Annotated in this window: 22 protein-coding genes and 1 pseudogene; 9 read left to right on the top strand and 14 right to left on the bottom strand. The window is 62.3% G+C overall.

Annotated features, from left to right (window positions below):
- Together IWX75_RS17625 and IWX75_RS03430 are read left to right on the top strand one after the other, a co-directional pair.
- Positions 1-220, top strand: a pseudogene (locus IWX75_RS17625) (hypothetical protein); the annotation flags it as partial.
- Between the two features lie 1,736 nt (positions 221-1,956).
- Complete coding sequence (locus IWX75_RS03430; protein WP_196820807.1) at positions 1,957-2,853, top strand: diacylglycerol/lipid kinase family protein; 897 nt, start codon at positions 1,957-1,959, stop codon at positions 2,851-2,853.
- Between the two features lie 148 nt (positions 2,854-3,001).
- Here IWX75_RS03430 and IWX75_RS03425 read toward each other — a convergent pair whose 3' ends face one another.
- The 8 genes from IWX75_RS03425 to IWX75_RS17620 all read right to left on the bottom strand — a co-directional run bounded on the left by IWX75_RS03425 (position 3,002) and on the right by IWX75_RS17620 (position 11,573).
- Positions 3,002-4,177, bottom strand: coding sequence for a beta-ketoacyl-[acyl-carrier-protein] synthase family protein (locus IWX75_RS03425; RefSeq protein ID WP_442858945.1), 1,176 nt, complete (start codon positions 4,175-4,177; stop codon positions 3,002-3,004).
- Between the two features lie 525 nt (positions 4,178-4,702).
- Positions 4,703-5,326, bottom strand: a complete 624-nt coding sequence (locus tag IWX75_RS03420) for a hypothetical protein (RefSeq protein ID WP_196820806.1) — start codon at positions 5,324-5,326, stop codon at positions 4,703-4,705.
- Positions 5,327-6,146: 820 nt separating this feature from the next.
- Positions 6,147-6,923: an ergothioneine biosynthesis protein EgtC gene (egtC, locus tag IWX75_RS03415; protein ID WP_196820805.1), complete on the bottom strand. Its 777-nt coding sequence runs from the start codon at positions 6,921-6,923 to the stop codon at positions 6,147-6,149.
- Positions 6,924-6,925: 2 nt separating this feature from the next.
- The gene (gene egtB / locus IWX75_RS03410; RefSeq protein ID WP_196820804.1) at positions 6,926-8,278 is read right to left on the bottom strand and encodes an ergothioneine biosynthesis protein EgtB; all 1,353 of its coding nucleotides are present in this window, start codon (positions 8,276-8,278) and stop codon (positions 6,926-6,928) included.
- Positions 8,275-9,558 (bottom strand): ergothioneine biosynthesis glutamate--cysteine ligase EgtA, encoded by a 1,284-nt coding sequence (gene egtA, locus IWX75_RS03405; RefSeq protein ID WP_196820803.1) that lies wholly within the window; start codon positions 9,556-9,558, stop codon positions 8,275-8,277. Before egtA ends, egtB begins: the two co-directional genes overlap by 4 nt.
- A gap of 436 nt (positions 9,559-9,994) precedes the next feature.
- On the bottom strand, positions 9,995-10,678 hold the full coding sequence (locus tag IWX75_RS03400) for a DUF2306 domain-containing protein (protein WP_196820802.1): 684 nt from the start codon (positions 10,676-10,678) through the stop codon (positions 9,995-9,997).
- A gap of 373 nt (positions 10,679-11,051) precedes the next feature.
- Entirely contained in the window at positions 11,052-11,405 is a 354-nt protein-coding gene (locus IWX75_RS03395) for an STAS/SEC14 domain-containing protein (RefSeq protein ID WP_196820801.1), read from the bottom strand.
- Between the two features lie 63 nt (positions 11,406-11,468).
- Entirely contained in the window at positions 11,469-11,573 is a 105-nt protein-coding gene (locus tag IWX75_RS17620; protein ID WP_442858944.1) for a VOC family protein, read from the bottom strand.
- Positions 11,574-12,291: 718 nt separating this feature from the next.
- Between IWX75_RS17620 and IWX75_RS03385 the strand changes: the two genes are divergently transcribed.
- A complete protein-coding gene (locus tag IWX75_RS03385) occupies positions 12,292-12,774 on the top strand; it encodes a manganese efflux pump MntP (RefSeq protein WP_334684070.1) in 483 nt (160 codons plus the stop codon).
- A gap of 163 nt (positions 12,775-12,937) precedes the next feature.
- Here IWX75_RS03385 and IWX75_RS03380 read toward each other — a convergent pair whose 3' ends face one another.
- Positions 12,938-13,876, bottom strand: coding sequence for an alpha/beta fold hydrolase (locus IWX75_RS03380; protein WP_196820800.1), 939 nt, complete (start codon positions 13,874-13,876; stop codon positions 12,938-12,940).
- Positions 13,877-14,477: 601 nt separating this feature from the next.
- Entirely contained in the window at positions 14,478-14,870 is a 393-nt protein-coding gene (locus tag IWX75_RS03375) for a DUF7793 family protein (protein WP_196820799.1), read from the bottom strand.
- 210 nt (positions 14,871-15,080) lie between these two features.
- On the opposite strand from IWX75_RS03375, the gene IWX75_RS03370 reads away from it, so the two are divergent.
- Positions 15,081-15,668 (top strand): TetR/AcrR family transcriptional regulator, encoded by a 588-nt coding sequence (locus tag IWX75_RS03370; RefSeq protein ID WP_196820798.1) that lies wholly within the window; start codon positions 15,081-15,083, stop codon positions 15,666-15,668.
- Between the two features lie 135 nt (positions 15,669-15,803).
- Positions 15,804-16,505 (top strand): D-arabinono-1,4-lactone oxidase, encoded by a 702-nt coding sequence (locus IWX75_RS03365; protein ID WP_196820797.1) that lies wholly within the window; start codon positions 15,804-15,806, stop codon positions 16,503-16,505.
- Here IWX75_RS03365 and IWX75_RS03360 read toward each other — a convergent pair.
- Positions 16,453-17,316: an MBL fold metallo-hydrolase gene (locus IWX75_RS03360; protein WP_196820796.1), complete on the bottom strand. Its 864-nt coding sequence runs from the start codon at positions 17,314-17,316 to the stop codon at positions 16,453-16,455. The genes IWX75_RS03365 and IWX75_RS03360 overlap by 53 nt on opposite strands.
- A gap of 47 nt (positions 17,317-17,363) precedes the next feature.
- Positions 17,364-18,005, bottom strand: a complete 642-nt coding sequence (gene yczE, locus IWX75_RS03355) for a membrane protein YczE (RefSeq protein ID WP_196820795.1) — start codon at positions 18,003-18,005, stop codon at positions 17,364-17,366.
- Between the two features lie 61 nt (positions 18,006-18,066).
- Here yczE and yczR point away from each other — a divergent pair, with 61 nt between their 5' ends.
- Entirely contained in the window at positions 18,067-19,479 is a 1,413-nt protein-coding gene (gene yczR / locus IWX75_RS03350; protein WP_196820794.1) for a MocR-like transcription factor YczR, read from the top strand.
- Positions 19,480-19,544: 65 nt separating this feature from the next.
- Here the strand turns inward: yczR and IWX75_RS03345 are convergent, their stop codons facing one another.
- Positions 19,545-20,156 (bottom strand): COG4315 family predicted lipoprotein, encoded by a 612-nt coding sequence (locus IWX75_RS03345; RefSeq protein ID WP_334684069.1) that lies wholly within the window; start codon positions 20,154-20,156, stop codon positions 19,545-19,547.
- Between the two features lie 210 nt (positions 20,157-20,366).
- Here IWX75_RS03345 and IWX75_RS03340 point away from each other — a divergent pair, with 210 nt between their 5' ends.
- From IWX75_RS03340 to lepB, 3 genes are all read left to right on the top strand, one after another.
- Positions 20,367-22,655, top strand: coding sequence for a fibronectin type III domain-containing protein (locus tag IWX75_RS03340; protein ID WP_196820793.1), 2,289 nt, complete (start codon positions 20,367-20,369; stop codon positions 22,653-22,655).
- A gap of 194 nt (positions 22,656-22,849) precedes the next feature.
- Complete coding sequence (locus IWX75_RS03335; RefSeq protein WP_196820792.1) at positions 22,850-24,493, top strand: multicopper oxidase family protein; 1,644 nt, start codon at positions 22,850-22,852, stop codon at positions 24,491-24,493.
- Between the two features lie 14 nt (positions 24,494-24,507).
- Complete coding sequence (lepB, locus tag IWX75_RS03330; RefSeq protein WP_334684068.1) at positions 24,508-25,020, top strand: signal peptidase I; 513 nt, start codon at positions 24,508-24,510, stop codon at positions 25,018-25,020.
- Positions 25,021-25,039: 19 nt separating this feature from the next.
- Here the strand turns inward: lepB and IWX75_RS03325 are convergent, their stop codons facing one another.
- Positions 25,040-25,615: a hypothetical protein gene (locus IWX75_RS03325; RefSeq protein WP_196820791.1), complete on the bottom strand. Its 576-nt coding sequence runs from the start codon at positions 25,613-25,615 to the stop codon at positions 25,040-25,042.
- Positions 25,616-25,683: the final 68 nt, after the last annotated feature.

Raw genomic sequence — 25,683 nt, 5'->3', positions numbered from 1 at the left:
CATCACGGAACGCGGGGTCGTACGTCTTCTTACTATGAGCGGTCATCTGAAACGGAGGCTCCAATCAAGCTGTCTCACAAAACCATACGACCGCAACCACTACCTGAACCTGTCATGGCTGGCCGCATCAATGGGCATCACAGCAGGAGCCCTGGGATCAAACTTCGACGGCGACCAAGCAGTGCGAGAAGCAACCTACAGCCGCCGCGAACACCAATGACGCCAAATCAAACTCGACCTCGCCCATGAGGAAGAATCCTGACCCGATGATACTGGTATCCCCATTTCGTCCCACCTCGGCGAACGGACAATGTACACCGCAATCAAAAACACGACCGCTCACAGACGCATTCAGACATACTGCCCGCGCACCGGTGTGACAGATTGGTGAAACCTGGCCCTATACAGTCCTACCCATCACTATGTGGCTTGCGCTGTTGCAGTTACCCATCCTCAAAGGCAAACGGCAACGCACCATCCTTTAGACCGAGAGCGTCGTTCGTGCGTTCACTGCTTCGATGACTTCCACGCGGTCATCCTGCGGGTGGAGCCGCACGATGACCGTGGTCCCTCATGGGCAAAATTTTCGAATCCATTTACAGGACCTCGGCCGAACCGAGCAGGGTAAAATGCTGATTCGGCTCACCTGTGATCGGGCCTCCCGCGATCTCGCCGGCCGCCGCGAGGTTGAGCTTTGAAATCTTTGAGTGTTGGACCAAGCTCTGGCATGAGCGATGACGAATAAATGCTGAGGCGATTCGGATACAACAGCAGGGTGTGCTGCTGAGCCTGTTACCTCGTTTACGCCGGATTCGTGACCCTGAGCACCCAGCGGCCGTTTTCACCGAACCTACCCACATTGAAGAGACCTGCAATGCGCCCTTACGCAGCACATTCAATAGCGCTAACTGTCCTGCTATCAACGGCCGGGCTGATCCTCGCGAGTCCGGCCCCGGCTTTCGACGAGGACACCGCCCCCGGCAGTGGCAATGCGGCGCAGACGATGATGCCAGCTGATGAGTCAATCATCCCGGGACCAGAGCCATTACCCATTGACAGCACTGATCCTCCGACGCTGGAGCCCTCTACTCCACCTGTCATACCGCCGGGCGAGGAACCGGTCCTCGCGGTTCCGGTGTCGCCTAACGAACCGGTACCCCCTGCATCCCTCACCACGCCACCTATCCAACCAGCACCCTCTGCATTCCCGACCACACCCAATGCTGAACCTAATGAACCTGCCGAATTTGCGCCGATCGACACTGAAGCCGCTGCGGGACCGATACCAAATCCCCGAAACACCGACACCAGCGACACCAGCGACACCAGCGGCACCATCATCAGACGTGCTCCTGTTGAAGCCGCCCCAGCACCGATCGTGAACCCCAAGCGCTTATCACCTCCACCGGCTCCCGCAAGCGGAATGATGCCTCCTCTGGCCCCACAAGGCACCCTTCCTTCAAAACTCAGCGTGCCAAACGTCAGCCAGGCTCGTAACCTGGGCTCTACCGGTGAAACCTCGTCCGCCGTCACGCCGCAGCCACCCGCAGAGGGAACCGAAACACTGCCACCGATCTACGCCGCAACACAACCAGCAGACAGGGCCTATTCCTTGCGTTATGTCGTCGTCGGCGTGTTGAGCATTGTGGCGCTCGTGCTTGCCGGCGCCATTGGTGTCGTGGCGGGCCCATACCGCGCCCGCCACTAATTCTGGTCTGGCACGCAACACTGCCCACCTCGCGCGCCGACAGCGAATTCCATGTTTGCCTCACAGGTAAGCCTGGAAGCCGCTGTTGTTTCCGATCGAGCCGCTTCTAACGATGTCACTGGCAGTCCTTCCGATCGTCGGATGTGTAAGAACCATGCCAGCGAGGATCCTAAGCTAGCTTATGATTGGGGTCTGGCGGTTATTTCCGCAGCGCTGCTGACGATGCAGCGATTAGGGAAGGTAGATTTATGGATACGCCGCGCAGGTTTGATTCGATCACCATCATTTTCAACCCGAACAGCACTGGAAACGCCCCGAAGCTGGCCAGCGGGCTCAGTGAGGAATTAGCATCGCTCCTGCCTGAAGGACCAAATATCCGTCTGCAGCCGACCCAGCATGCCGGTCACGCCATCGATCTGGCAAACGAGGCAGCCTCGTCCGGGAATGCTCTCGTGGTCTCGGTTAGTGGTGACGGCGGGTACAACGAGGTCGTCAATGGTGTGATGAACAGCGGCAGCAAGGACGCGGTGTGTGCGGTTCTGGCAGCCGGCAACGCCAATGACCACAGCCGTGTGACTGGTCGGCAACCCCTCGCGGAGGCTATTGCTGAGGGCAAGGTCCGCCGAATTGATCTGTTGCGCATCAGCACGGGAGACGGGCCAGTTTCAGAGTCGATGTACGCGCATTCCTACATCGGCTTCGGGCTGACCCCCATCATGGCCATTGATTTGGAGAAGGGCAGCAAGGGCGCCATCAAGGAGATGTTTTCCGTGGTGCGGACGTTCTCGAAATTCAAGCCCTTCAAAATTCGCCAGAGCGACGGGGTACACCGAAAGTTCGACAGCCTGGTCTTCGCGAATATCTCGCAGATGGCGAAATACGCCACGCTCAGCGAGGCGGATGACCACCCATCCGACGGCAAGTTCGAAGTCATCACGTTCCCCCACATGGCCAAGTGGCGGATCCTCCTGACTGCGTTGCGTGCCGCGACGAAAGGTCTGGGGGATCAGCCGAGCATGGAGCGGTACGAGTTCACAACCCTCAAACCTATTCCCTATCAAATTGACGGGGAAGTGAAATCAGCCGAATCAAATACTGCGGTGAGGATTGAAAGTGTCCCGCGCTCCCTGCAAATCCTTGGCTGATACACCTATCGGGCGGCGCTTTCGCGCCGAAGTACTTACCTGACCTACCCGGCGACTACTAGCGTTGGTAGGCCGAATCCACTTGACGGGCCAGGCCCAGCACCACTACATGCCTCGGTGGAATTATTCACGAATCAGTGGACGGCCTCTAGGCCGCGGTAATAACGAGGGCAGCGCTGTGACCGCCGAACCCAAAGGCGTTGGTAATGGCAGCAGAGGCCCCGGCGCATTCGGTCGTGGCGTTGATGAGGTTGAGGCTGATCGCTGGGTCGGGATTCCTGAGATTGAGCGTGCCTGGAAGCCTTCCTGTCCGGAGGGCCTGAATGGTCACGATCGCACCAAGGGTTCCGGCTCCTCCCAGCAAGTGCCCTGTCATGGACTTGGTCGAGGTGACCGGCACCTGATTTCCGAGCACCGCAGTGATGGCACCTGCCTCGAAAAGATCACCGATCGGGGTCGACGTAGCGTGCGCGTGGACGAAGCCGATATCCGATGTCGAAATACCCGCTGCCGTAAGAGCTTTGCGCATGACGCGCTGCTGCATCTCCGGGTCAGCTGCCACAATGTCTCCCGCATCGGATGTGACGGCAGCCCCGGCAATCCGACCGAGGATCTCCGCTCCCCGCGCACGAGCGAACTCCTCCCGCTCGAGGACAACGATGCCGGCCCCCTCGGCCATCACGAAACCATTCCGGTCCCGATCAAAAGGCCGCGAAGCCCCCGCCGGGTCACCCTCGCTCGTCGAAAGCGCCCGAAGCTGAGCGAAACCACTGATCGCCAACTCGTTCACGCAAGCATCGACTCCCCCAGCAACAACGACATCCACCGCACCCGACCTGATCATCTCAGTACCCTGGGCGATCGCTTCAGCACCGGAGGCGCACGCGCTCACGGGAGTGCGTGCGCCTCCCTGGGCGCCGACATCGATCGATACCCACGCCGAAGGACTATTTGCCATGACCTGGGTCACCGTATGCGGAGACACCCGACGCGGGCCGCCACTATCCAGGACCCGGGTTTGAGCCACCACCGTACCCAGACCGCCGTAACCGGACCCGATCACCACCGCGAGACGGTCAGGATCAACCGACGGCTGCCCGGCCTGTGACCATGCCTCACGGGATGCGACAAGCGCCAGATGACCACAACGATCCATCCGCCGGTACTCCCTGATCGACAGCAGAGCAGCGGGCTCCGCCGCGACGAGCCCGGCTACGCGCACCGGCAACTCCTGCGCCCACGGTTGGTCCAGCAGCGTGATTCCCGACCGACCCTCCAACAGCGCTTTCCACGTCCGAGCGACAGTATCCCCGACTGGAGTCATGGCCCCCATACCCGTCACCACCACCCCAACAGCATTCGCAACCACAGGAACCCGTCCCCCTACTATAAAAAACGACAAAACGTGACCCTGCCAGCACCACTGATCATGGGATAAAACAATCTCAGTAGTTCACTGAAGTGTTCCTCCCCATAAGGAGATGCACCAAGCAGACCTATCCTGTCCTATGACAGGCTCCATGGTTAAGAATCCATGACACCGGGGTGACCGATGGGATTAGCTGTTCTCGGGTTTCGCCAGGCTGTCTTCGTCCTCTTCGAGAGCAGGGGTAGCCGCACGCTCTTCGAGCCTTTCTTCAGCGGAATCGGCATCTACCTTGGAACTCTCGCTCGGTGCTTGCTGATCTCGCCCTGGGTCTTGGGTGGGATCTTGAAAGGCGTCCTGTGGATCAGGGGCGGTTTCGATTGGCATCAGGCTTTACCTCGACAATTTGGTGGAGAGGGAAACTGGTCAAGCCAAGCGCGCGTTACCGAAGCAGCGCGCGCTTAACCAGCCGACCGTGTCAGCTTAGGAGGTCAGCCCAGTCTGGTGGTCGATGCCTACCTGGTCGACCTTGCGGTGGAAGTGCATGCCGGCTTTACCGCCAAGGATCGCGCCGATCAGAGGTACCAGGACGGCAATGGCTAGGGCAATGAAACCGCTGGTGGTGAGGAGACTGCCGTCGACCGGGATACTCGGGGCGCCCCCAATGCTGGACAGGACGTTGAACTGATCTCCCGCTACGGTGGCGAGAATCGCGAGGATGATCGCGATGATGATTCCCCAGAGCCAAACGGCGACGCCCTGCTTAGCTCCGTCGAAGCGTGCCATGCGGCCGGCGACATAGCCACCGCAGTAGTAGGAGATCAACAGGATGACAGCAAGGACGATGCCGCTGACGATGCCGATGGTTTCCGCATTCTCTGTGGCCTGGTTGGCTGCCTCATTCGCGCTGCTGGTGTTCGCCGCACCAACGCCCGCGCCAATGGCCGTGGCGATCGCGCTGAGAATGACCGTCAGGCCGATCGCGGTCAACCAGCCGAAGAACGCGGATCCGATCTTGATGCCACCGAACCGCTCCTTCTCCGCTGCGACGACGTCGTTACGCCGGCTCTTCGGGGTGCTCGCACCCGCTTTGTCTTCTGGTGCCATGATCAGTACCGCTTCCTCTCTATCAGGCGCCCTTTCACGGGCACTAGTCCTACCGCTGACACTTTCCTTCAACGCCTTGGCGCCGCCTACTGGATACTTACGGGTAGGTATGGAGTACGTGTCCAGCAACAGATCAGTCTGCTTACTACCGTGGCTTGTGAGGGCGGAGCAGCGCAAGGCGAAAAACTTGCCCACCGTGCACATCGTTATCTCCGCGGAAGTGGTCCACCCCTCCCTTCCTTGTAATCCCAGAGAACACGCCACCTCGGGGAAGAGAAAGAAAGAAGGAGATCGTTACACAGACTGACAACAGATTTGCTTGTTGCCAGGGTTCTAGATCGCAAGCTGTCGCAAGGACACGATCCGTTACACCCAACAGCGCATCGGCGACGCACTGCCCGCGGCTTCGGCGACCTCCCGCAGGGCCTGTTCGTCCTCCGCCGTGACATCGCAGGGCTTTTGACACAGATGGCCGGCTACGTCAGTACTTCCCGAAGTACACCGACCCGTCAATCTGCCCCTCCGGCTGGCACAGGAGCCTCGTCTCACAGATCACGGGATATGCCCTTCATTGAACGTGCGGGAACTCGTGAGGGCCTATAAATTCTTACGTAGTACGGGCATCATTGATGAGTCACCGCGATCCCTTGATCTTCGCGGACGCCGACGCAATAGCATTAGAAGCCACCGGTCGTAGGTCCACTTGGGCGGTAGGGTCTTCGCCGGTTTGTCCGTCCCTTCCATACGTCCTCGCACAGGATGCGCTCGAGGTAGTGCGGTGGCAGGTGATGGACGATCTTGAGTGCAATCCTCGAACGATTCACCTGAGCGCAAACTCCATCTCTGCTGGGGTTATCGGGCTGATATCGACCCCGTGCGAGGTGGCGACGAGCAGGGACTGATCCGGGACCTCGTGCCATCCCGCGCCGTCGTCGGAAGGTTCACTGGCAACGACGGTACCCCTGCTGTCTGAGCGCCAGAAAAGGGTGTCGCCGGCAGCTGTGGCAGCAATTGAGCTTCCATCGGTAAGCAGGAAGTTGTAGCGTCCGGTGCTGGAGGCGGATGCGTCAGCCACGACCTGTGCCAGCGCGTCCGCAGCCGAGCCTGTGCCGCCGTCCCGGGATTCGAGCTGTTCAAGGACCAGTGCCCACAGCAGGGCCGAATCCACCCGGGCTTCCAGGGCAAGAAGCCGTGCCGGCGGCAACGTCGCGGCCAGTACTTCAGCCGACTGCGGCCAGTTGTCGATCCGCCCGTTGTGGCTGAAAAGCCACTTTCCCGAAACGTAGGGCGCAGCGGCCGCCTCGTCCGGCGTCGTACCGGGGCTGGCCGAACGCACGGCAGCCAATACCGCTCCGCTGGTGGTCACCCGCGCCAGGTCAGCGAAGGATTGGTCCGTCCACATGGGGACGGCGCGCCGGTAGCGGGCCGGGATGGGATCCCCTGCGGCGTACCAACCGACGCCGAACCCGTCGGCGTTCATCGTGCCGTTGCGTTGGCGCCGTGGCGCCCAGGATTGCCGGAGCAGGCCGTGTTCGGGGGCCACCAGCAGCGTGGCGAGCGGCGTCGGAGGTCCAAGGAAAGCCAGGTGACGGCACATTTCTATTCCCCCCGGCCTGGAACGTCGTCCCGCGCTGTGCGGAAGCCGGTGAAGATCTGGCGCCGGATGGGGTAGTCCCAGTTCCGGAACGTGCCCCGGCTCGCTGCCCCGTCGGCGGCCCAGGAACCACCGCGCAGCACCTTGTAGCCTCCGCCGAAGAAGGCTTCGCTGTACTCCCGGTAGGGGAACACCCGGAACCCCGGGTAGGGACCGAAGTCGCTGGAGGTCCATTCCCACACATCTCCGATCAGCTGGCGGACGCCCAGCGCCGACGCCCCTTCGGGGTAGGAGCCGACAGGGGCAGGTCGCAGCGCTGCTCCTCCCAGGTTCGCGTGGCTGGACGTCGGGTCCTCATCCCCCCAGGGGTAGCGCCGGGAGCGGCCGCTGACCGGGTCGTGCCGAGCTGCTTTTTCCCACTCCGCCTCGGTGGGCAGGCGCCGTCCGGCCCACTTTGCGTAGGCCTCGGCTTCGAAGAATGAGACGTGCTGTACGGGTTCGTCGGCGGGGACTGGTTCAAGGACACCCAAACGGGTCCGCCACCACTGGTGACCATCCCGCGTCCAGTACTTCGGCGCAGTCAGCTCGTCATCGTTGCGGTGATTCCATCCCTCAGCGGTCCACCAGCCCGGGTTCGCGTAGCCGCCGTCATTGATGAAATCCAGGAAGGCGCCATTGCTGACGGGCACCGTGTCGATCCAGTAGCCGGGAACGTGCACCTGATGGGCAGGCCGTTCATTGTCCAGCGCCCAGGGCTCCACCGAGGTGCCCATGGTGAAGGGCCCGGCCGGCACATGCACTTCCGGTGGAAGCCCGATGACACCGCTGGCCAGCACACCGGGCTCCGGAGCCACCGGGTGCAGCACGGGTTCGCCTACCCGGAGCTGATGGGTGGCCAGCATGGTCTCGGCGTGCTGCTGTTCATGCTGGATCATCATGCCGAAGGCGAACCCGCCGTGCAGCAGCGGCGAACCCTCCAGGGGAACCCTTTCAAGGATGTCCAGGGTCTTGGAACGCACCTCGGTGAGGTAGTCCCGGGATTCCGAAGGTGCCAGCAACGGCAGCGAGGGGCGGCTGCTACGCGAATGCTCGAACGCGTCGTAAAGCCTGTCGATCTCCGGGCGAAGCGGCTCCATCCCGCCGACGTCGCGGACCAGCCATAGTTCCTCCTGGCTGCCGACATGCGCCAGATCCCAGACCAGGGGAGACATCAGGGGTGAATGCTGTTTGAGCAGCTCTTCCTCGTCACACGCGGTGAGCGCGTGGGTACGACGACGCGCACGCTCAAGGCCCTCCGCAATGAAGGCGCGCAGTCTGTCAGGGGCAGCGCCAGTAGCTGCTGAGACCGTATTCGTCATCGGATTCTTTCCTTTCGCTGTACGAGCCCGGAAAACCGTCCGGTGCGGCGCCAATCCTCGATCCGCTGGTCGGCGGGAGAGCGGCCCCGCGCGGTGTGATTTTCAAGAAAGCCTTCCACCCGGGACCTCGTTCCTGCATCAACGTGCAGCCGTTCCATGGCACCCAGCGCTGCCTCCGCGCACACCAGCCCTGCTGCGGCGAGGACAGGGTCCGCCAATCCGTCCCGGGCCGCGACAGTCATCGGATCTGGTAGCGCAGCTACGGGCGCGCAGGCTTCAGCAGCTATGTCAGCTGCCCGTTGGTCATCCACCAGTGCAGTCGTCATTGCTGCGACGGCCTCCCAGTCGGAGCCCGCCTGGGCGTCGATTACCCGGATTTCCAGGAACCCCCGGGGGCGGATGAACGGAAAGAGGGTGCTGAGATGGTAGTCGAGGTCCTTCCGCGTAACCGGCCGGGGCCCTTGCCCGCGCAGCCAGCCCCGCATAGTCAGACCGCGCGGCGCTTCCCATGAACCGTGCGATGCCGGGATGCAGAGAACCGTAGCGTCGAGGGCGTAGCGGGCCCAGGCGGTGGGCGGATCATCGGAAACCGGAACGGGTGACGTGCGGGACGGGTCGGTTTTCAGCCACACGGCCTGGCGGGTGCTCTGCCAGCCGCTGGGTGATCCATAACGAAAAGGGGAGTTGGCGAAAAGCGCGACGAGCACCGGCGCGAGCTGGTGGAGACGCTGCCAGCGCTGCACCGCACTACCTGTACCCGTCCCGGAGAGACCGGCATCCAGGCATACCTGCAGGGAAGCGGTGGAACACATCATGGTCCGGCCTGCAGGACCTGATCGGTCAAAATGGGCTTCCATGGCCGCATAGCGCGGATGGTCGAGGGTCCGCACCGGAGGGCGGGAGGGATCCAGTGCAACGCTGCTGAAGGACAGTCCTGCATCCTCGATAGACCTGTCAATAACAGCCAGATCTGCCCTTGCTGCTTGGATGACGGAGGGAAGGTCAACTCCGCAGGCCGAGCTCAGTTCGAGCTGCCCGCCCGGTTCGTAGGTGATGACACCACTGCCGGGAAGCTCGCTTTCCGTTTGAGCAGCGGCAGCTTGGACTTCCGCCACCGGTACAGCCCGCCGCGGATCGAGAGGATCGTGCACGATCCTCTCGATCTCCACGCCCACGGTCCCCGGAGGGCCGGTCTTGAAACACACGGACGCAACATAGATCTCCGCCTCGGCCTCCGACAGCGGTCGTTTTTCGTGCTCCAGATCCGGTATCGACACCATCAATAATCCTTTCATCGTGATGCGAGAACATCAACAGCCCTTCAACCAGCAACGAAACACGTGTAGTTCCCGTTCCGATCCATCTGCAACAACACGTCCTCTACAGCGCGCTTGGGACTGCCAACGGTTTGGTTGTCCCTGACCAACCCCGGGGGGGGGGTGACTACCCACAATGGTTTGAGGATCGGGCCTTCGCTGAAAGGCTTCCACACATGCCAAGGCCCTATCCACCGAAAGCCCGTATACATGCCGGCCCATCAATGCTTGCCAGGAACCCGAACAGGCAAGGCCAGCCGAAGTAGCTGAAGGTGGTTCCTAGCGCTGGCTTTGAGTTGTGGCGGCTCTCAGGACGGTATCGAGGAAGCCGGGGAAGACGACAGCGGCAACGACTATCGTCGGTTCACGGAGCTGTCGTCGGGCACGATCTCATCGGTTGTCATCCGGTCAAGGCCGGGGCGCGGCGCAACCACCACTCGCCGAGGGCGACGTGCATCGTGAACGCCAGCCAGAACGCGATCCCGAACATCGTCGGGTCTGGCGTGCCCGGAGTCGTTCCACCGGAGAGGGTTTGCTCGACGCCCTCGAAGATTCCCACCCAGATCCTGATGGTGCCGATGCCGATGCCGACGGCGAACGCGCGGATCATCCAGCGCCGGTGCAGGCGTACGTCTTTACGCCGAATCGCTCGGAACGCGAGCGCGAGGCAGGCCAGGAACCAGGAGCCGAACACCACCGTCGCCGCGGCCTCTGGTGCGCCTCCCCAGGCGTGGGGCACCCCGAAGAGGAGCGCGAACAGTCCAGCGACAAACGCGCAGCTGAGCAGTACCCGACCGAGCCGCCGGTGCACGTCGTAGTGCTGGGTGCGGAACCGCCTCGACAGCTGCAAGGGGGCTCCCAAAAGGTAGATGACACCCGGCGCGATATGGAGGTAGGCCAGCCGCGGGTGGGCGACGTACCGCTCGGCGAAGTCGTCGCCGGGTGTGGTCCCCGCGAGAATGTTCGGCCAGTCCAGCCATACCCGCATCGCCGCGAACACCAACACAATGGTCACCAGCACGCCAATCGCCACTGGGGCACGACGCACGAGGCGCGGACTCGCGGTCGCCACCTTCTCCGTCATGACCGGGACTCTGACACAGAGTAGCTCAGCCGTCAATGAGCTAAGTCGCGTGCACTGGCGACCTGCGCACCACGAAACGGTAGGGCAGGACCGGGATTTAGAGCGCAGTGCGCTGTCGGCGTCCGATGAGAACGCGCCACCCAGCCGTTCGCGTGAGGCGACGAGGAGGAATTCGTCAAGAAGCCATCTTCAGCTTCTGTGAATACGACCGCCACCAACTCTCCAGAATCCTTCCCCAGTAAGAATCCTTAGGACAGCCACCACTCAAGGGTGCCCGCGTCAGCAGCCCCCTCACGAGCGGACTCAGCCCCATCTTCACCGTCACCTAAATCACGGTGAAGGCGAAGGTAAGTAGAGGGCGGGAATTAGTCCCTCATTCGAGCTGTTGTGGGGGTGTTCTGCGGATCAACCACTTAATGGCCTCGTCTTCTGAGGTGAAGTACCGTGTTGGGGTCGGCGAACGCCCCGCGAAAGCGGTGAGGACCGCCCCCATGGGGTTATCCCCCACCAGAGCTACCTTCGTGTACGAGCGGTAAGCGTTCATTCCTGCACGAGCTTCAGCTGTCACACCCCGCAAGCCCACGATATTCACCAGAAGCGGCATGGGCTCCCCGCCCCGCAGGGTGTGCAACGCCAGGGCCGCTTCGACTGCATCCGCGTACTCGATGCGCACCCCCGGGTTCCAGTTCAACCTGAGGAAATCATCCTCAACACTGGCAGTAAACATCGTTTCTTTCTCGTTTCTCCCCCAATTCTGATAGCTCCGCTGATGACGAAGCCCCGCCTACGATCAGTCCGGGCGGACGGCGGTCAGGCAGAAAGGATGGCCGGCCGGATCCAGCAGCACGCGCCACTGCCCGGGAGTTGGTTGGTGCTCCGCCGGCGTAGCGCCCAACGCCTCAGCTGCTTCAATGGCATCGGCCCCGCTCCTGACAGGGCAATCACTCCACGGTCCGGGGTAGCGAAGGCCTCCTCGAGTCCCAGAAGGCGGGAGTAGAACACCGCCAGGACGTCGGCGTCCTGGCAGTCAAGGGAAATGGATGCAAGCTGTCCTACCTGTTGGGTCATCCTACGAACCTATATCAGCAGCGACCTGGGAGTCCTGCAGGTTGCGGTGAGGAAGCTCGTGGTAATGCCGCCTACCACCGTCGACGAAGCACTCACTCTGGGCGGGCAAGATGGCGGTACGGACCTGGATAAATTGCCTGCGGCTCTGGTTGGCCCGCTTTAGTGAAGGATTCTCAGTAGGTGAGTGCTTGCAGGTGCTGGTGCGTTACTCCGGCATGTCTGAACTGGTTAAACACTCCTCCATGGTGGATGGCCATAAGAAGATAGAGCGTGGCACACATAGTTTTTGCGACGCATCGGCCCGACCAAGGGGGTTTCCGGCTCTCTAAGCTATGCCTGATTGGTCGCTCCCCCAAACACTTGGTGTGTCGGGGTGGTAAGTGGCGACTGCGGTTCCACCCGTGCGTCGTGGCGTTTCGCCACGTTCCCAGCGCTTTGAGGCGCTCCATCGCGACTCCACCACCTATGTCCTTTTGGGCCCTTTTCCTCGTTGCCTTGGTGTGTCCGCTGATGCGTTTGCCGTCACCCTCACCAAAGGCCTTCATATGCGCCAGTTCAATGTTCAGCACGCACTGATCATCGCTGTTTCCTTTGGTCTGTTCCAGGCCCTCATGCCCCTGATCGGGTGGCTGCTGGGTACCCAATTCGCCCGGTACATCACCGGGATCGATCACTGGGTGGCTTTCGGATTGCTCCTGCTGATCGGCGGCAGAATGCTCTGGGAAGCCTTCTCACCCCACGAGGACACCGAGGAGGACTCTGACCGGCTCCATACTCGTAAACTTCTGGTTCTCGCGCTAGCCGCCAGCATCGACGCCCTTGCGGTCGGCATCACCTTCGCCTTCATCCCTGTATCCATCACCGGTGCCATGTTCCTCATCGGGGCCACCCTGGTGCTTGCGTTCTTCGGCGTGCTCATCGGCCGCCGAGTCGGGGCCCGCTTCGGCAAACCAGCGGAAATTGCCGGCGGCATCATTCTCATCCTCATTGGCACCCGCATCCTCCTGGATCACCTAGGCATCTGGTGACCTCCCACGCAGAACCATCATCAGGGACGGCAATCGAGGTAGGAGATATCGCGAAAACTATGGGCTACAGGACAAGGAACCAGCCTCATTCAACCGTTGTGATGAAGGATCGGCTTATAGGACCGTACAGATCACTGATTGAAGCATTGCCTAGCAGTCATGTTCAGCGAGCAACCCTGGGTAGAGGGTGTGTGCGGATCACGGATTCAATTTCCATACGCACCGCATCGAGGAACTGCTGGAAGCCCGGTTCCTCGATGGGGAAGTGTCCGCATCCGGTGATTCCGATGAAGCGATGCTTCCCGGCTAATCGACTCAAGTACTGGGTACTGATTTGTATGGGTGTCCACCGATCATCCTCGGGATGGACCAGCAGCACAGGGGGCCCGCTGTAGGACTCGGGAAGCACGGCCGGGCCGGCTTCCAGGAAGGTCCGAAACCAACCCAATGGCATCGATCCGCCGCCCCCGCGTCGATCCTGCAGTACTTGGGCCGATAGCCGGGGATCATTGGAGATCCTCTGCATTGGAGCGATCCACCGCAGAGGAAGGGGTATCCGCCGGAATGGCCCTCTGATGAACCTGAGGAACGGCTTGGAGAGCCGGGCCATCCACGGGGCGCGCACGATCGCCGATCGAACCTCAGGATCGCTGGCATCAAGCAGGCACGTCGCGATGACCCGATCACCCCTGCCGCTCAAAACGGCTGTGTCCAGGGCCAGCATCCCGCCTATGCTGGCACCCAGAAGCAGCAACGGCCTGTCGTCATCAATGCGCTCCGTGAGATCCACCAGAAGCTCCTGCCAATCCTGATACGAGACCTGCCCGCTTCCCACTGGACGCGTGCGCCCGTAACCAGGCAGGTCCACGGGGGTCACGAGAGCTCCGAGTTGCGACAGATGCGCGGCGAAGGGCCACATCGCTGCAGCGTTTCCTCCTGCACCATGGATTAGAAGCATCCGAACCGGTGCTTCCGTGGAGCCCACATGTTCAAGATGAACTTCCCATTGGCGCCACCTCCACGACTCCGCGGCACGTGCCACGGTAGGGTCGATCGGACGGACATAGGGCTCATACTGGCGATCGACCGAGGTGAAATCCACACCCCTCAGCCTAGTTTCCGCACCACCCGGGTGCGGTCGCTCACGCTGCAGCCCCCGATCGTGGATCTCAACGTCTGATGAAGGATGGTCCTGCGGGCCCGGGCGATCGGCCTGGAGGGACTGCTGAAGGTTCGGTTGACCTGTGAGGAGTCAACCGAACCTTCAGCAGTCGCGATCGACCGCTGTGACTGGATAACAAGCTCGCCAATCCAGCACGGAATTTCTGGTCAGGTCGGCTTATGGCCCTGCTGATGGGCGTTGAGTTTGCGCAGGCTTTCCCAACGGCGTTGGACCTTTTGGCGCAGCGCGCTGTTCGCTTCACGGTGTTGGGATGACCATTGCCCGTACGGTCTTGCCTTGTCTGCCCGCTTCGCGTGCTCAGCAGTGGGTGGTCGTGCTTCGGATTCATGAGATAGATCCATAATCCAGTATCTGTTCACTTCAAGCCGTCACACCAGCTCGCTTACGCGGCTAATTGATAACGAAGCTTCTCAGTTGCCGGTCTTGCCGTCGGTAATCGCGCTAAGAAGCCGTCGGTAATCGCGCTGAGAAGGGGTGCCAGGACGGCAGGATCCGACCGATGACATCGCTGACGGCACCGTCAGCAGGAGTTCACGTGATGTAGCCAGTCGAGGGCTTTCGTGGAGCTTTCGAAGTACTCCACTGGGTACGGCGGCTTGTGCACGGCATGGAAATGCTCGATCAGCACATGCTCCACAGCTGAGGTCCCGAGCGCCGCTATCGCCGAGGCGTTCAGTGATGCTGCAAGCAGAGCGAAAGCATCCCTGGACAGGGTCATCATGCCGTTGAGATCCACGAGGATAGGGGCAGCACTGCCTGGACTTAATGAATCCTGGTGCTCGATGAGCGTCAGGACATCCTGCGCGGTTACTGCCAGAGCTTCGTCCCACCGGAGGAGCAGGACACCGTGGCCGACGTGATCGAGCTGGAATCTAACTTTCGTGCGGGAAGACGTCGCCACTGGGTGCCTCACTCACGTATTCCAGTCCCAGCCAGATGGACGGATGCCGGTGCCAGCACGGAAAGGCCTGAGGGACTTATCGGCGCCGGCACCGCGGAGTCGGGATTTTGCCTATCCGGTGCCCGGCCGCTGGGGGAACGGCCGGGCACCTTAGTATAACCACGGACAGACATGTCTGTCTGCTATAGAGTGGATGAATCATCACCGCACCTGAGGGGATTCATGGGAACTGCGATCGAGACGACGGTGGCGGATGCTCGTGAGCGAATTTTGGCGGCCTCCTATGATCTCTTCCTCTTTCGAGGTGTCCGGGCCGTCGGGGTGAACGAAATCATCAGCACAGCCTGCGTTGCCAAAGCCACCTTCTATACCCATTTCCCTTCCAAGGAAGACCTGATCCTCGCGTTTCTCGAACGCCGCAAGCAGCTCTTTACCATCGGCTATCTCGCGGCGGAGTCCGAACGACGCGGCACCACACCGCGGGAGCAGCTTCTGGCCATTTTCGAGATTTTCGATGAGTGGTTCCATACTCCCGACTTCACCGGCTGCCCCTACATCAACGCCCTACTCGAGGCCGGGTCCGGGCATCCTGTTGGCGCGGCAAGCCTCGCATATCTGAATGATGCGCGATCAGCGGTAGAAGAAGCTGCAATCGCGATAGGTCTGGATGAGCCCCACGAATTCGCACAGTGCTGGATGATCCTCCTGCAGGGCTCCGTCGTCGCCGGCCTGGGCACCGACCCGAACGCCGCCCGAAGGACCAAAAAACTCGGAGAACAGCTCATCACCCTTCATACACCCGCTGCGTAGGTGCTGAACACTACGGCTGCTCTTAAGGGATAGCCTCGCCGCCGCCGAGGGGTTTCAGGACCCAGCACCTAGAAGCAACCGACGCACCGTCAGTGTGACTCAGCCGTCTACAGCGTCAGCCTTTTCACGGACTGGGTGAGCGATGTCGTCAATCAGGCGTCGCTGAACAACCGGACCGACACACCCGGCCCGACGACCCATCTTTTCGGCGGCACCCCTGCACGAGCCGCACTGCATCCCCTCCCCGGTATCTCGGCAGAGAACTGCACCAAACAGTTCGGAGTCCCCGGGCCATGGTCCGACCGCCTTACACATTTCCGCATGGAGTTCTTTCCGAGCAGCGGTCAGGAACTGCAGACCGAATATCTGGTGCCACGGGAGTACGCAGTGGAAGCGATCACGGTGATGCGGTCCTTCGGGAGACGTCTGGGCCCCCTGCTCCAGGTGTCCGAAATCCGCACCATGGCAGCGGATCGGTTGTGGCTGAGCAGCAGCTACGAACGCGCATGCGTAGGGCTCCACCTGACCTGGAAGTCCGAGCAAGCCGCCGTCGAAGCCCTGCCGCCGGAGCTCGAAGCTGCTTTGGCGCCGTTGTCGGCGCGTCCCCACTGGGGCAAGCTGTTCGCTGCGGAAACGGAGGCGCTCGAACCGCTCTACCCGCGCCTTTCCGATTTTCGGGAGCTCGCGGAACGCATGGATCCAGGGCACAAGTTCCGCAATGACTCCCTTGAGCGCAAGGTGTTCGGTCGGGCGTCCCGACCAGGGGCGCTAGATTCCCCCGCCGTCAGTGCTTCCGGTCGAGCCACTGCCAGTGTGCCAAGGTCCGGAGCCGGGTGAGGAGCGCACGCGATTGTTCCGGGCCGTACGGCAGCAGGGGAATGGCCTTGGTCATGTCGGTGGACGCCTCATCCATGGCCACCTTCGTCACCCGGATGGCCGAACGCATCCTGTTCAACTGCGTTTGCACATGCTCCACTCCCACAGGAAGTCCATGCCCCGGGACGAAGACGTCGTACAGGTCCTCGAGCGCGACGATCTTGCCGAGGGTCCGGATCCAGTCCGAAGGAAAGGAATCCTCGAACGCCGGGTCCGCTCCTTCCTCCACGAGGTCACCCGTGAAGAGCACATTTCCGGCACCCACCAGAAGGTCGTGGTCGGTATGTCCCCGGCCCAGATAGAACAGCGTCACCGAGACATCGCCCAGATCCAGGTCCACCGGGGCATCTTCCACCAGGCGATTGGCAGGCAGGATGCGGGTGTTGTCGCCGTCGTCCGCCGCCATGCCCGGCTCGATGCCGGCTACCAGACCGCGCTGGGCTTCGCCGTGCTCGGAACTCACTTCACCGCAGCGCGCCGTCGCCCAGAATTCCTCGACGCCCTGGGCAGCGAAGTAGCTGTTCCCGAAGAAGTGATCCCCGTGCGCGTGGGTATTCACGACGGCGAGGGGCAGGTCGGTTCGCTGCCGGACGGCTCGATAAATCTGACGTGCCTGGAGGGGGCCTGCTCCGGAATCGATGACTAGACCCTTCTCGGAACCCAGCACGAGGCCGGTGTTCAATCCGAATCCCGGAGTGGACAGCGTCCACACGTTGGAGCCGAGTTCCCTCCAGGGATTATCCGGCACGGACTCGGGAAGTGCGGTGGACATGGGTTCCCTTTCGATCGGAGGCGTTCCCAGTCTAGGTGTCGACACTCCTAGGGCGCGGGCTTGGCGGCTAGCGGTTCCGCCGTCGTCGTCCCTGGATCCGGGCGCTCGGGCACGCGGAGCAGTGGCAGCAGGAAGTTGATCAGGGAGCCGATCAGGAGCGCGAAGGCCACCGTCCCCAGGCCGACGGTTCCCCCGAGGATCCACCCGATGCCGAGGACTGTCGCTTCAATGGTGGTCCGCACGAGCCAGATCGGCAGTCCGTAGCGGAAGTGCACGCCCGTCATCAGGCCGTCCCGCGGTCCCGGCCCCAGGCGCGCACCGAGGTAGAGGCCGCTGGCCACGGCGAGGAGAACCAGTCCGCCGGTGAAAAGCAGCACCCTCGCCCAGAGCTGATCCGGCTCGGAGATCAGCACCAGGCCGACCTCGGCGCTGGGGCCCACCAGGAGCACGTTGAGTACCGTTCCCACCCCGGGCTTCTGGCGCAGTGGAATCCACAGCAGAAGGACAAGTGCACCGATGATATTGGTCATCCAACCGAACGGTATGCCCGACTGCAGCGACGCCCCCTGGCTGAGGACGTCCCAGGGGGAGACACCCAGTCCGGCGCGGATCATCATGGCGAGGGACACGCCATAGAGGAAGAGCCCTATCAGAAGCTGAGCCCAGCGGCGGATCGAAAGGAAAGGCATGGTGCTACTCAATCGTCGAATTGGACTTACCACAAGATGCCAATTCTACTACTCTGGCATCATGCTGGTACTTTCCGCTCATCGACTTTCGTCGGAACTCGGGCAATGGCGGGGCAACACCGCGGTGTATACCGCCCTCGCTGACCGCATCCGGCTGCTGGTGCTGGATGGCCGCCTTCCGCTTGGTACACGCCTGCCGGCCGAGCGGGAACTGGCGGAGAAGCTCGGCGTCAGCCGGACCACGGTGGCTGCCGCCTACGCCAGCCTGCGTGGAATGGGCTACGTATCGAGCACGCGGGGGTCCGGGAGCATCGTCGGCATGCCCGGCAGCGGCACTCCCCCACCGGAGGACAACCCTGCGGGACTCCTTGATTTCAGCAAGGCGGCCCTTCCCGCCGCTCCCCAGTTCACTGAGGCGACGGCGCGGGCTGTCCAGGAACTGCCCGCGTATCTGAACGGCCCTGGCTATGATCCCGTGGGACTGCCCCGGTTGCGGCAGGCGGTGGCGGACCGCTATGCCGAGCGCGGCTTGCCGACCGAACCACAGCAGATCATGATCACCCTCGGCGCGCAGCACGCTATCTCGCTCCTCGCGCGGACCCTGCTGGAGCGGAGTGACAGCGCCCTGGTCGAGGCGCCCAGCTACCCCCACGCCTATGAGGCACTGCGCGCAGCCGGTCGCCGGCTGGTTCCCGTCTCGGTGAGCTCCGGTTCAGGATGGGATGAGGACGGCATGGAACAGGCCTTCCGGCGGGCCGGCCCGGCCCTTGCCTACGTGATGCCCGACTATCACAACCCGACGGGTGAGGTCATGCCGGCCGGATCGAGGGAGCGGCTGTTGACTGAAGCTGCGCGCCACGACACCGTGGTGATCGCTGACGAGACCATGGCCGAGCTGCGCATCGACGGGCCGGAGCCGGTTCTCCCACTGGCTGCCTACGGGTCGGCGGTCCTCATCGGTTCCCTGGGGAAGACTGTCTGGGGAGGGCTGCGTATCGGCTGGATCCGTGCGGAACCAGACCTGATCGGACGCCTGGTGCAGGCACGGTTCGCCCATGACCTTGGCACCCCCATCCTCGAACAGCTGATCGCCCTGGAGCTGATGAAGGACTACCGGCGGCTGCTCGGAGTCCGGGCTGGCCAATTGGCGCGCGGACGGCAGCACCTCGAGTTCCTGCTCGCCTCGGCACTTCCGGAGTGGAAGGTTCCCCACGTCAACGGGGGGTTGAGCACCTGGGTCAATCTGGGACGACCCTCGAGTTCGCAACTGGCGCTGGCTGCGCGGTCCGGCGGCCTGCTCCTTGCTGCGGGACCGCGCTTCGGGATCAACGGGGTGTTCGAGAGGTTCCTACGAATTCCCTTCAGCTATCCGGCCGAGGACACGGAGCAGGCAGTGCGGATACTGGCAGAGACCTGGGCCGCGTTGGGGCCCGAATCACCCTCGCGTCCCTCGTACCTGCCAGCACTCGTCTGACCCGCAACCGTCTGACCCGCAACGCCCTGCCCAGCGACGTTCCGGTTTATTCCGGAATGTGGGGGTTACTGGATCATGGTTCCGTCTGGGGCCACGACGTACCAGACCTCTCCGACAGCTTGTCCGTTGACGTCCCCGGCAGCCAGGTCCTTGTCGAAGTAGTAGATCGGCATCCCGTTGATGGTCATGTGCAGTTGACCCTCGGGGGTTTGAATGGTGCCTACTTCCCCGGTGACGCCGGCCACCTCGGGAACTTCGCTTTCACTGATCACCGGTGGCCAGGCGACGAGGCAATCTCCCGTGCACGCGCTGACCCCCGAATTGGCTTCGTCTCGGGTGAAGTAGTAGACCGTCATTCCTCCGGCGTCGACCACGATCTCGCCGAACTCGCTTTCCGCCACCCCCAGGGTGGTGGGACCGACCGCAGCAGGCGCACTGGCCTCCCCTGTTGCCTCCCCGGTGGCCGCCTCGCTGGCCGCCCCGGTGGTCTCGGCAGCCTCCGTGGTCGCAGCCTCCGTGGTCGCTGCCTCCGTGGTTTCGGCGGCTTCCGTTGTTTCAGCCTCCGTCACTTCCGCCGCTACCGTTTCAGCTGTCTCTTCCGCCGCACCTGAGCACCCGGTCAGGGCCAGCATGCCCACTGCCAATCCGCCCATCATCCTGGAAAATTTTCTACCCATGATTTCGATCCTCCTGATATTCCCGGTCGGACACCGGGCCCGATAGGACGACCCCATTGCCGTCCCGCTCAGGACAAGAATGCGCCCCCGTCTGGGGAAAAACCAGAGGAAAAGCCGCCTGGCCGGAGAACTCAGTATTTTCCCAAGGTCGGAGTCGCAAGCTTCAGTGTGTGCGTGAAGCCCTCTCGCACCCCACTCAATGAGGTAGTCATGAAACCTGCACCGGAAGTTCAGGGAAGAACAAAAGTACGGTCCCTTGGAGGAAAGCGGACCGGAATTATCACGACGGCGTTTGCCGTCGTTTGCACGTCCTCCATCTTCGCAATTCCATCAGCGTCCGCGGCTGTCCCCACGTTCCCCGACAACCTCGTCGTGTTTCCCAACAGGGACTTCATCACCGTCGAGGGCTACCAGGAAAAGGTGGGACAGACAGCAACCGTCGAGGTCAGCCGCCCCGGAGCCGGTGTGGTCGGCTCGGCCTCCAGCCTCGTCGGGGCGGGCGACGTCGCCTTCGAGATCAACCACCCCGGCGGCGTCTGCTGGGGGGCCGGAACCGGCCTGAACGTCACCCCCGACATCCTTCCCGGCGACACCGTGTCCATCAAGTTCGGCGGCACCGTCGTCGCTGACACACTGGTCCAGGACGCTTATGTCACAGGTCCATCCGCCATCACCGGCAGCACCGTGACCATTCAGGGACATGTGGGTAGCGGTGTTGACCGCGACCAGTTCGAGCAGCGGATCATCGAGCCCGCAATGAAGGAAACCGACGTCGGGCGGCGCGACGTGCGAGCTCTCCCGGGAGAGCCGGCTTCCGATGATTCAGGCGCATACACCTCCAGCGTTGCATTCGGGACGGATACCTTCACCGCAACGTACAACTTCATCTCAGCAGAGACCGCCGCGATTGCAGCGGCTGCCGGCGGTGCACGCGCGATGACCTGGGAAGCCACGGACATCGATGGCAACCGTCAGGGCCTCACGATCGCAGAATTCGGTGAACCCGGTGGTCCCGGAATGGGCGGCTGCCCCAACGGTCCGTCGCAGTCGGGGCCTCCAGCACCCACCAACCTGACGGCCGCGCCCGTCGGAACAGCTGGCGACACCGTCAAGATCTCCTGGACCCCGGCCCAGGCGATTCCCGGCACTCCCGCGGTGACCGGCTACCGTGCCACTGCCGTTTCAAGGGAAACTGTTGGAGGCGAGCAGGACGAAATCGGCAAGCGAATCACCGGTCAGGCAGATACCGGCACCACCATCACGGGCTTGGATCCGACCAAAGCATATGATTTCTACGTCGTGGCTGTCAGTAGCGTCGGTGAGACCTTCCCCGCCGCCAGAGTTATCCCGGCATCGGACTCCGTAGCCCCGACCGTGAGCGCAACACCTGGTGACGGTGCAACATCCCCCACCGCCCAGGAAGTGACACTCACCTCCAACGAGCCGAGCGCCGACATCTACTACACGACCGACGGATCCGACCCCATTACCTCGGGCGGTACCGGTGCCGGTACGCTCTACACCGGGCCCATCTCCATCGGAGCAACCACCACGATCACCTACGCGGCGATCGACCCCTCCGGCAACGTCTCCAACAACATGACGGCAACCTACACGATCACCAATGATCCGCTGCCTGCCGCACCGACCTTCACTGGAGCGCCGGTAGCAGGCAAGGGAACCGCATCACTTGCCTGGAACGCACCCGATGCAGGGGGGACCGATCTGGCCATCATGGGCTACTCGGTCCAGGCCTACTCGAACAACTTGGCATTCGGATCGCCGAAGACAGTGGCTGGAGACGTCACGAGCTTGACGTATGACGGCCTTGAGGGCGACACCGTGTACCAGTTCACGGTACGGGCGAGCAACACCAACGGTGCCGGTCCTGAGTCAGCCAAGTCTGATCCGGTGACGGTTCAGGGCGCCCTGGTGGCACAGGCAGGCGCGGATCAGACCGTTGTACGTCGCACCACGGCCACTCCGGTGACCCTGGATGGCACCGGCTCCACCTCCGGCGCCACCTACAAGTGGGAGCAGGTCCTGACCGGAGCTACCGATCCGGACAAGGTCACCCTCACCGGCGACACCACGCTGAAGCCGACTTTCAACCTCCCGGTCTACAAGTACCCGATGACCAACAATCCGCTCACCTTCAAGCTCACGGTGACGGTAGGTACTGATGTCCGGACCGACGAGGTCAAGGTCACACCGGTTCCGGATCGGGTGGCTATCGGCAGGGCCGAGTGGAAGAGCGGCGACTTCAGGGTCACCGGCACCGGCTCCGTGGTTGGCAGCACCATCACCCTCCACAAGGGCAGCCTCGACGGCCCCGTGCTGGGCCGTGCAACTGTCACCGCGGCCGTGGCACCTGCAACGGGAGGGGTGTACAGCCTCCGGCTTCGCGACGCCGCTGCAGGAACCGCCAACCCCGGAACCGTCTGGATCGAGTCCTCGGTGGGAGGAGTCGCAGGACCCACGACGGTGACGAACAGGTAAGGAAGTAAGAGCACACTCGGATAGAAAGAACCGGCGAACGAGCCTGGTGTACTCCAGAACTTGGAGTACACCAGGCCCGTTCGCCTTTGTGTCGCAGGAGCCGTCACAAAACTTCTACAAGCTTGAGAACTTAGGGTTTTCCCAAGAACCGCGGAGCACGCTTAGAGCGCCAGATCAGCTCTAAGGAGACCATCATGACCGCTTCAAGACGACAAGTACTCCTGCTCGGAGGGCTGGGAGTAATGGGGGCAAGCGCACTGTCGCTGCCGTCCACACTTGTCGAAGCTAAATCCATCAGTAGGCTCGCCGATCGGGACATGCCCCGGCCGTTTCAGAGGGCATTCACCGAGGCCCCCATACTCAAGGAAACATCCACAGGAATTGATCCTGCTGATGGGAAAACCGTCAACTACTACTTTCTGAGGGAAACCGCCGGGGTTGCAAGCATTCTTCCCCGGCTGTCCACGCCCATCCTGGGATATAGCGGAATCCTGAAGAACAAGACAGAGCTTTCAAACAAAGCGATTTTTCCCGGCCCGACCATCAGTCTGGATCAGGGCACCAAGGCGGTCGTGCGGATCAGCAACCAGCTTCCTGCAACCCATCCCACCGCCGGCCACCTTCTCTCCACCTCGACCCACCTGCATGGTTCCGCTTCCCTGCCGCAGTTCGACGGCTACGCCAGCGACGTGACCAACACCGGGTTCTTCAAGGACTACCAGTACCCCAACTTCCAGCCGGCGCGCACCCTCTGGTACCACGACCACGGAGTGCATTTCACAGCCCAGAACGCCTATTCGGGTCTCGCGGGGCAGTACCACATGCATGACCCGATCGAGCGGAAGCTCCTTCCCCAGGGGAATTTCGACGTCGCCCTCACCATCTCCGACGCCATGTTCGCCGCCAACGGCGCCCTCGGCTACGACGACAATACCCATTCCGGTCTCTGGGGCGACGTGATCCTGGTCAACGGCCAACCGTGGCCGGTGATGAAGGTGCAGAAACGGATCTACCGCTTCCGCATCCTCAACTGCAGTATCTCCCGCTCACTCAGGCCAACCCTGAGCACCGGTGATCCCCTGATCATCGTGGGAACCGACGGTGGGCTGGTACCCGTCCCGCAGCAGGTGGCCAACTACCGTCATGCCGGTGCTGAGCGGTACGAGGTCCTCATCGACTTCCGGAGGTACACAACGGGGCAACGGATAGAACTGCGGAACCTCTCGAACAAGAACAACGTGGACTATGACTTCACGAACAAGATCATGGCCTTCGACGTCGTGGGTGACACCGTCGATACGACCGATCCGACCTGGAATACCGTTCCCACGGCTCTGGTCCCCAGCGAGGCCATGAGCCTCAAGCCCGCCCAGGCCACCAAGACCCGCCATTTCCGGGTCAAGCGTGATGACGTCACCAACCTCTGGACGATCGACAGCGACACCTGGCAGGACGTCATTGCCAGCGAATACCGCAGGACGATTGCTGACGTGGAGCTGGACGCCGTGGAGATCTGGGAGTTCGAGAACAGCTCAGGAGGCTGGTTCCACCCCATCCACATCCACCTGATCGATTTCCAGATCCTCAGCCGCAACGGCAGGCCGGCTTTCGCCCACGAACGCGGGCCGAAGGATGTCGTGTATGTCGGAGAGGGCGAAACAGTCCGGCTGCTCATGAAGTTCGGCCCCCACCGGGGCCGGTACATGGTGCACTGCCATAACCTTCCGCATGAGGACCACGACATGATGGTCCAGTTCAGCGTGGGGATGAAGGACTTCGACGGCGACCCCAACCATCCCATCAAAGCCGCACCACCCCAGTTCGGTCCCGGCGAGTAGGATCCAGGCAAGCCATGCACATGCATCGGGCGCTCCCGCGGAACACGCGCAGGGCGCCCGATGCGCGCCACCCGAGAATAGGAATAGCGCTCCTACTGATGGCAGCGCTTCTGGTGGCCCGGCTATGGATCATCGAGCCCCTCACGGTCGCTTCAGACAGCATGGAACCGGCAGTGGCACAGAACAGCATTGTGCTGATGCTCAAACCGTTTCCCGAAGCGCAGGTGAAGCGGGGCACGCTGATCGTCTTCACCAGCCCTGAGGGAGGTACGCCTACCCTCAAGCGGGCCGTCGCTATGGGAGGACAATCAGTGGCCATCGAGGATTCGATCCTGCTGGTGGATGGAAAGGCTGTTTTCGAACCAGGGATCGATACCAGCCGCATCGACGGAACCTACTTCGGCCCGGTGCGGGTCCCCGAAGGTCACGTGTTCGTTCTGGGGGACAACCGTGCCGGATCCATCGACTCACGCGACTACGGGAGCGTGCCCCTGGAGAACCTCCTCGGCGTCCTGCTCTGGCCTTGAGTGCCCATGGAGGACGCGCTCAGCCGCCGGTGTGGTGCGAAACACCGAGGGACAGACGCATGTCATCGGGTCCCTCCAGGGCAAGCTCCACAGCACGATCGGGAATCTCGAAGACCAACTCCGTATTCACTGTGCTTCCCTGTTGGATGCTTCGGCTTCCCGGAACCGCGAGAAGAAGCTCGCTCGTCCCTGCAGCCAGCCCGCTGATCGAGTAATTCGTCGGATCGAACAGAATTCCCCCAGGTTCCACCGCGGTGAGTTCCAGCACCACCCGCACCCGGTGCGCGCCGGCCACGGCGGCCGAGTCGAATACGTCCGTCGCCCCAGCGTCCGGGGGTGTCCACCCGTCCTGTTCGAGAGGAACGATTCCGTTGATGCGGGCCAGTCCGCCGTCGATGACGGCTGCGGCTCCCAGCGGCGTACTGCTCTTTTCCTTCCCGCCGAGCAGGAGCATTCCTCCGACGGTGACGACCGCCAGGAGGACCACGAACGCAATGACCCTGCTGCTCGTTAACCAGGTGTTGGTCGCGCGGGCAGGCGGGCTGACAGGAAGGAGGGATTCTCCAGGTTCCAAAGGATCACCGGCAGCATTCATGACTCCAGCGTGGCGGCGGGACCATGGGAAAACCTTGTCCGGTCACGCCTACGGATACCGCCGACAAA

Source organism: Arthrobacter sp. CAN_A6 (assembly GCF_015751715.1).
Lineage (GTDB): Bacteria > Actinomycetota > Actinomycetes > Actinomycetales > Micrococcaceae > Arthrobacter_D.
Note: the sequence above shows the minus strand (reverse complement) of the source record. Positions and strands in the feature narration are given on the sequence as shown.